The organism is Actinosynnema sp. NPDC059797, from assembly GCF_042732085.1.
Lineage (GTDB): Bacteria > Actinomycetota > Actinomycetes > Mycobacteriales > Pseudonocardiaceae > Actinosynnema.
Window position 1 is genome coordinate 1 of the sequence record NZ_JBHWIE010000503.1, and the last position, 4132, is coordinate 4132.

The 4132-nt window shown below is 73.4% G+C and carries 3 protein-coding genes and 1 pseudogene; 1 reads left to right on the forward strand and 3 read right to left on the reverse strand.

Features of this window, described 5'->3' with window-relative positions; translation table 11 throughout:
- The first annotated feature begins 2 nt into the window (after positions 1-2).
- Positions 3-248: a hypothetical protein gene (locus ACFV4N_RS40570; protein ID WP_499678010.1), complete on the forward strand. Its 246-nt coding sequence runs from the start codon at positions 3-5 to the stop codon at positions 246-248.
- Here ACFV4N_RS40570 and ACFV4N_RS40575 read toward each other — a convergent pair.
- The 3 genes and pseudogenes from ACFV4N_RS40575 to ACFV4N_RS40585 form a co-directional block, all read right to left on the reverse strand.
- Positions 199-594, reverse strand: a pseudogene (locus ACFV4N_RS40575) (LLM class flavin-dependent oxidoreductase); the annotation flags it as partial. The gene ACFV4N_RS40570 and the pseudogene ACFV4N_RS40575 overlap by 50 nt on opposite strands.
- A 19-nt stretch (positions 595-613) precedes the next feature.
- Positions 614-1867: an MFS transporter gene (locus ACFV4N_RS40580; protein WP_499678008.1), complete on the reverse strand. Its 1254-nt coding sequence runs from the start codon at positions 1865-1867 to the stop codon at positions 614-616.
- 28 nt (positions 1868-1895) lie between these two features.
- Positions 1896-4132, reverse strand: a 2237-nt coding sequence (locus tag ACFV4N_RS40585; protein WP_499678009.1) for an amino acid adenylation domain-containing protein, incomplete at its 5' end; no start/stop codon positions are given.

Consider the following 4132-nt stretch of genomic DNA (forward strand, 5'->3'; position numbering starts at 1 on the left):
GGATGCTCGGCGAGGAGATCCGCAAGCGCGGCGACTGGAGCGTGCGGCGGCCCTCGCTGGAGGCGGGCGGCTGGGCGTTCGAGTTCGAGAACGACACCTACCCCGACATCGACGACACCGCCGAGGTGGTGCTCGCGCTGCGCCGGTGCCGTCGACCACGTCGACCTGCTCGCCGCGCCACAGCCGGCGGACCTGGTCGGTGTAGTCGATCAGCACCTGCCTGCGGTCGGCGTAGTTCTCCGGCTTGAGCGCGAAGTCCACGGCGTGCCAGCCGGAGGCGAAGGACAGGCCGACGCGACCGCCCGAGAGGTTGTCCACCACGGACCACTCCTCGGCGATGCGCAGCGGGTGGTGCAGGGGCGCGACGACGCTGCCGGCCCGGATCTGGATCCGCTCGGTGATGGCGGCGACGGCCGCGCCGGTCACCGAGGGGTTCGGGTAGAGCCCGCCGAACGGGTGGAAGTGGCGTTCGGGCGTCCACACGGCGGTGAAGCCGTTGCGGTCGGCGAACCGCGCGCCGTCCAGCAGGAGCTGGTAGCGGTTCGCGTCGAGTTCGCGGCTGTCGTTGGCGAAGTAGAACAGGCTGAAGTCCATGGTGTCCCCCAAGAGGTGGTCAGGCCGGGAGGGCGCTCTCGGCGGTCGGCCGGGGCCTGGTGCCCTGGGCCCAGCGGGCGACGGCGGGCGCGGCCAGGCCGGCGGCGAGCAGGACGGCGGCGAAGACGAGCCAGCCCGGCCAGCCGAGCCCGATCACCAGCGTGGTGGCGGCGACCGGGGTGATCACCGAGCCGAGCTGGGTCGACATGCCGAACAGGCCCTGGTACTGGCCCTGCGCGTGCTCGGGGGCCAGCTCGTAGGCCAGCGCCCACGAGCCCGCGCTGTAGAGCAGCTCGCCGAACACGTGCACCAGCGCGCCCAGGCCCAGGGCGACGACCGCCAGCCACGCCGGCTGCCCGGCGGCCAGGGCGAACAGGCCGCAGCACACCGCGAGCAGGACGCCGCAGCGGCGCAGCGCCCTGGCGCCGCCCTCGACGTCCTCGGCGCCCTGGCTGGCCCGCACCTGGAACAGCACCACCATCACGGTGTTGAGCAGCAGGATGCCGGAGTACACCCACGTCGGGGCCTCGGTGCGCTCGGCGATCCAGATGGGCAGGGCGACGGTGAGGATGCCGCCGTTCATCACCAGGACCGCGTTGAGCAGCGCGACGACCGCGAACGGCCGGTCGCGCAGCACCACCCAGGTGGGCCCGCCGTCCTCCGCCGACTTCGCCGCGGGCGGCACGTTCGGGGCCTTCAGGAAGACCAGGCCCGCCACCACGTACAGCAGGCCCGCCGCGAACAGCAGCGACACGTAGCCCGGCCGCGAGTCGAAGTGCAGCGCCACACCGCCGGCGACCGCGCCGATCGACACACCGATGTTGGTGATCGACCGCAGGTACGCCCTGGCGCGCACCCGGTCCTTGCCCTTCGTGACGCCCGCGACCAGCGCGCCGCGGGCCGCGTCCGCCGCCGACTGCGCCGAGATCACCAGCGTCGAGGCGACGACGAACCCGGCGAAACCGCCGACGAGGGCGTACGTGCAGATCGTCAGGCCCTGGAGGGCGACGAACGCGATCGCCGCGGTGCGGGCGCCCAGCACGTCCGCTACGCGCCCCGCCGGGATGCTGACCAGCATCCCGAGCACGGCGGCGATGGTCATGCCGAGGCCCACCTGCGTGGCGGGGATGCCGACCGAGCGGGTGAAGAACAGCACGGTGACGGAGATGAGCACGCCGTTGCCGATGGTCCGCGCCAGGTTGCTCGCGGCGAGGACCCGGATCGGACCGCGGTCGGGGATGAGGTGCCGGACGAAGGACGGTACGGCCGCCATGGGGTGTTCCTCTGCTTCCTGGTTCGGGTCAGACGAGGTCCGGCGCGGTGAGCAGCTCGCGGAGCCTGCCCCGGTCCGCCTTGCCGTTGGCGTTGAGCGGCAGCGCGTCCAGGTGGACGTAGCGCCGCGGCACCATGTGCACCGGGATCTTCTTGCGCAGCCACAGCAGGAACGCCGTCGGCTCGACCGGGCTGCCGGTGTGGAAGCCGACCAGCTCGGTGTCGTCGCCCTTCCGGTGGGCGATCACGACGGCCTGCGAGACGTCCGGGTGCCTGCGCATCGCGGCCTCGACCTCGCCCAGCTCGATGCGGTAGCCGCGGACCTTCACCTGGTTGTCGAGCCGGCCCAGGTGGACCCACTCCCCCCGCTCCAGCCGCACGCGGTCGCCGGTGCGGTAGTAGTGCTCCGGGGTCAGCGGGCCGTCGCCGTCGTAGGGCTCGGCGCGCTCGCCGTCGAAGGACAGGAAGCGGCCCGCGTTGTCGCCCGGGTCGAGGTAGCCGTCGAAGCGCTGGGCGCCGCGCACGCACAGCTCGCCCTCCTGCGCCGGGCGGCCGTCCTCGTCGAGCACGACCCGGTCCAGGAAGTCGTACACCGGGCCGATCGGCACGGTGTCGTTCGACGTCGCCGGCCACTCGGCGGGGTCGCCCGGCAGCCGGTACTCGGTGCACGCCACGGTCAGCTCGGTGGGGCCGTAGACGTTCTCGATCACCGCGTCCGGCGCGACCGCCCGCCACGCGGCGGCCTGCCGCGCGGTCAGCTGCTCGCCGATGAACACGCTGTACCGCAGGCCGCTCACCAGGCCGGTGGGCAGGTTGCCCAGCTCGGCGCTGACCGACACGACCGAGGGCACCGAGAACCAGTGCGTGATGCCGTGGTTGACCAGGTAGTCGACGGGGGTGAGCAGCTCGTTGCGCTGCGGCGCGACCAGCGTCGCGCCACCGCCCCAGGTGACGAACAGGTCGAACACCGACGGGTCGAAGGTCAGGTCGAACGTGTGCGACATCCGGCAGCCCGGCTCGACCCGGTAGCGCTCGATGTTGTGCGCGATGTACGGCGAGAGGTTGCGGTGCCGGATCGGCACGCCCTTCGGCCGCCCCGTCGAGCCGGAGGTGAACAGCACGTAGGCCACGTCGTCCGGCGACACCGCGCAGGGCGGGAGGTCCGCCTCGTCCGCGCCGGTGTCGGCGATGTCGGCTTCGGTCAGCCGCACCACCGTGGGCACGAGCGCCTCCAGCTCGGCGTCGCACTGGGCCGCGCCGGACTCGTCGACCACGACCAGGTCCACGCCGGCCAGCTCGCACACCATGCGGTTGCGGTCGGCCGGGTAGGCCGGGTTGAGCGGGGTGACGGTCGCGCCGAGCCGCAGGGCGGCCAGGTAGCCGGTGAACGCGACCCGGCTGCGGGCCGCCAGCAGCGCGAGCCGCTTCGGGGGCGCGCCGTGCTCGCGCAGCAGCCGGTCGGCCAGCGACACGACCTCCCGGTGCAGCCGCCCGTAGGTCACGGCCTCGCCGCGGACCTCCAGCGCGGGCCGGTCCGGGAAGCGGCGCACCGAGCCCTCGAACCACTCGTAGAGGGTGCGCCCGCCCAGCTCGGGCGCGAACACCGCCATGGTCGTCGACTCCGGCTGCCGCGTGGGCACCAGGTGCAGCCGCTCCACGCCCTCAGGGCCCGCCGCGGGCGGCAGCTCGGCCACGCACCGGCAGCCGGTGTCGGTGAACCCGGCGAAGCGGTAGGCGACCTCCATCATCCGGTTGCGGTCGGTGCGCCGGAAGTCCGCCACCAGGTGCGCGCCCGCGCGGGCGGCCTGGTCGGTCAGCCAGCGCAGGATCACCGCGCCGGTGCCGAACGCGACCACGCGGCACGAGGTCGCCAGCAGCTTGAGGTTCCACACGGCCTGGTGCTTCTCGATGAGCATCACGCCGATCGCGCCGTGCGGGCCGAAGCGGTCCTTCAGGGTCGCGACGAGCACCTCGTGCCGGGGGTCGGCGATCAGGGCGCGCAGGTCGGCGTCGGAGTAGTGCACGCCGGTGGCGTTCATCTGGCTGGTGCGCAGGGTCAGCTCCTCGACCCGCGCCAGCGCCTGCTCGCCGGCCCGCTCGATGCGCAGCTCCAGCTCCAGCGACCGGAGGAAGTCCTCGTCGGCGCCGCTGTACTCGGCGCGGGCGGCGTCGCGCTGGAACCCCGCCTGGTACATCCTGCGGCGCTGCTGCGGGTCCATGGCCAGGGCCTCGCGCGGGGAGATCCCGAAGAAGGGTGCGTCGAACT

Excerpts from the sequence above, each read along its gene's own strand:
- ACFV4N_RS40570 (WP_499678010.1), top strand. The coding sequence starts at position 3 with ATGCTCGGCGAGGAGATCCGCAAGCGCGGCGACTGGAGCGTGCGGCGG.
- ACFV4N_RS40580 (WP_499678008.1), bottom strand. The coding sequence starts at position 1,867 with ATGGCGGCCGTACCGTCCTTCGTCCGGCACCTCATCCCCGACCGCGGT.